2 protein-coding genes and 2 pseudogenes are annotated in these 2,258 nt (G+C 36.9%); all 4 read right to left on the reverse strand.

The window, feature by feature from the left end; genetic code table 11:
- Positions 1-53: 53 nt before the first annotated feature.
- Positions 54-194 (reverse strand): annotated as a pseudogene (locus H5115_RS20305) (four helix bundle protein); the annotation flags it as partial.
- Positions 195-285: 91 nt separating this feature from the next.
- On the reverse strand, positions 286-474 hold the full coding sequence (locus tag H5115_RS20345) for a four helix bundle protein (protein WP_310736294.1): 189 nt from the start codon (positions 472-474) through the stop codon (positions 286-288).
- A gap of 126 nt (positions 475-600) precedes the next feature.
- Entirely contained in the window at positions 601-1,767 is a 1,167-nt protein-coding gene (locus H5115_RS19920; protein ID WP_182756974.1) for a nucleotide sugar dehydrogenase, read from the reverse strand.
- A gap of 191 nt (positions 1,768-1,958) precedes the next feature.
- Positions 1,959-2,258 (reverse strand): annotated as a pseudogene (locus H5115_RS19925) (3-deoxy-8-phosphooctulonate synthase); the annotation flags it as partial.

Raw genomic sequence — 2,258 nt, forward strand, 5'->3', positions numbered from 1 at the left:
AAGTTGAAAGTTGAAAGTTGAAAGTTGAAAGTTGAAAGTTGAAGACTAAAGGCCTAATCCCAAGTTTCAATTGTTTTCATTAAGGCAGATATCATTTTTGATAACTGCCTAGACTCTTCTATCCAGGTTTCTGCTGTTTTTGTATCAACTTCACCAATTTTTAAGGCAATATATATTTGTGACCGAAGCTCACCACAGCTACCTTTAGAGTAAGAGAGAAAACGGCAGTAATCTTTAGCTGTTTTTCTCTCATAACGTTATTCGATGAATCCCTTCATCTCACCTCTACGAGGCCGCACAAGTGCGTTCAAAATTTGCTCCTGCTATTTTGTCTGCAATATTTGATGAAATTGATAATGCAGATCGTGTAATTTGATCTTTTAAACCAAATTGCTTACTTGCCTTAAAGTAAATAAAAACTTCACAAGCTAAATCGGCAGAGCGTTGCCATACATATAAGTCCTCAAACTGCACAACGCCCCCTAATATAAATTTACCTTAGTTTTTGACTTATACTTTAGCCTTTAACCTTTAGTCTTTAACTTTTAGCCTTTAACCTTTAACTTTTAGCCTTTGCCTTTAGCCTTTAAACTTTGTTTATTAATCGCTACCAAACAAATCACGAGTATAAACTTTGTCAGCAATATCACTGAGCTCTTCAACCATACGGTTAGATACAACAACGTCAGATATTTGCTTAAATTCATTTAGGTCTTTAATTACGCGAGAGTGGTAAAATTCGCTTTCTTCTAGTACTGGTTCGTAAACTACTACCTCAATACCTTTAGCTTTAATGCGCTTCATAATGCCTTGAATAGCAGAAGCTCTAAAGTTATCAGACCCTGTTTTCATTACTAAGCGATACACACCAACCACTTTAGGACTACGCTTAATTATTGAGTCGGCAATAAAGTCTTTACGCGTCGTGTTAGCATCAACAATCGCACCAATAATGTTGTTTGGTACATTTGCATAATTTGCACGTAGTTGCTTAGTATCTTTTGGTAAGCAATAGCCGCCATATCCAAACGATGGATTATTGTAATGATCACCAATACGCGGGTCTAAGCTAACACCCTGTATAATTTGCTTAGAGTTTAAGCCATGCGCTTCAGCGTAGCTATCAAGCTCATTAAAGTAAGCTACACGCATTGCTAAATAAGTGTTTGAGAACAACTTAATAGCTTCGGCTTCAGTTGAGTCAGTAAAAAGTACTTCAATATCTTCTTTGATAGCGCCTTGCTTAAGTAAGTTAGCAAATACACTTGCACGCTCAGTTTGCTCACCAACAACAATACGTGACGGGTATAGGTTATCGTGTAGCGCTTTACCTTCACGTAAAAATTCTGGCGAAAATATTAAGTTATTAATGCCGAGTTTTTCTTTTATACCCTGCGTAAAACCAACGGGTATAGTCGACTTAATAACCATAACCGCATTTGGGTTATGCGCTATAGCATCTTTAATTACAGCCTCTACAGAGCTTGTATTAAAGTAATTGTTTTCTACATCGTAATCAGTTGGTGTAGCAATAATTACAAAGTCTGCGTTTTTGTATGCTGCTACTTTGTCAGTGGTTGCTGTAAAATTTAAATCACCACGTGTTAAAAACTCACTAATTTCGGTATCAACAATTGGTGATTTTTTATCATTCAACAGTGCTATTTTGTGTTCGTCTATATCTAATGCGACCACTTCATTGTGCTGTGCTAGCAACATAGCGTTAGAAAGGCCTACATAGCCAGTACCTACTACGGCAATTTTCATATTAATCCTTTAAGATTAGTTAATATACTAGAGCATAATATCAGATGTTCTCAAATAAGTAATAGTGACTCTTTATATACTTAAGAAGAGAGTTTTCTCTGGAATAAAATATCTATAACGATTTTTTGCTACATAAGTTTAAACAGTTTCATTACAAGCGGTTGCTTTAAATGGTTTTTATAAAGCTACAATTATAAATCGCTTGCACTTGTATCAAGTGGGACAAAGCTTTTAATTAAATCATCAACCGCTTTCATTTGCGTTAAATACCCTTCTAACTTACTAAGCGCTAGCGCACATGGGCCATCACATTTAGCTTCGTTAGGATTTGGATGCGCTTCGATAAATAAACCAGCTATACCCAATGCCATACCACTGCGCGCAAGCTCTGCAGCTTGTGCACGACGACCATCAGCAGAGTCAGCTCGTCCACCAGGGCGTTGTAGCGCATGTGTTGCATCAAAAATAACAGGTGCCATTGCCTTCATGTC

It is taken from the genome of Pseudoalteromonas sp. SR44-2 (assembly GCF_014163745.1).
In the GTDB taxonomy this organism is placed as follows: Bacteria; Pseudomonadota; Gammaproteobacteria; order Enterobacterales; family Alteromonadaceae; genus Pseudoalteromonas; species Pseudoalteromonas distincta.

Excerpts from the sequence above, each read along its gene's own strand:
- H5115_RS19920 (WP_182756974.1), bottom strand. The coding sequence starts at position 1,767 with ATGAAAATTGCCGTAGTAGGTACTGGCTATGTAGGCCTTTCTAACGCT.